The following is a 392-nucleotide window of genomic DNA, read 5'->3' as shown; positions in this document are numbered from 1 at the left end:
TGGAAGATCATCGCCATCTCGCGGCCGCGCAGCCGGCGGACCTCGTCGGGTGAGGCGGAGACCAGTTCCTTGCCGTCGAGCCAGATCTCGCCGGACATCCGCACGTTCTTGCCGCGTGCGCCGAGCCGGTGCAGACCCATGATGGCCAGCGAGGTCACCGACTTGCCGGAGCCGGACTCGCCCACGATGCCGAGGGTCTTGCCCTTCTCCAGCTGGAAGGAGAGGCCGTCGACGGACTTGACGAGGCCGTCGTCGGTCGGGAAGTGCACCTTGAGGTCGCGCACCTCGAGGAACGCGTCGGGGGAGGCCCCGCTGCGTACGGGCTCGCCGACGGCGGCCCCGGTCTTGGACAGTTCGGTCACGAGAGCCTCACCCGCGGGTCGATCGTGGCG

At 69.6% G+C, this 392-nt stretch carries 1 protein-coding gene; it reads right to left on the bottom strand.

Features of this window, described 5'->3' with window-relative positions:
* Window positions 1–362, bottom strand: a 362-nt coding sequence (locus AOK15_RS31595) for an ATP-binding cassette domain-containing protein (protein WP_157870427.1), incomplete at its 3' end; no start/stop codon positions are given.
* Window positions 363–392: the final 30 nt, after the last annotated feature.

The organism is Streptomyces ossamyceticus, from assembly GCF_001418475.1.
In the GTDB taxonomy this organism is placed as follows: domain Bacteria; phylum Actinomycetota; class Actinomycetes; order Streptomycetales; family Streptomycetaceae; genus Streptomyces; species Streptomyces ossamyceticus.
The sequence above is the reverse complement of the archived record's forward strand: the minus strand, read 5'-3'. Positions and strand labels throughout refer to the sequence as shown.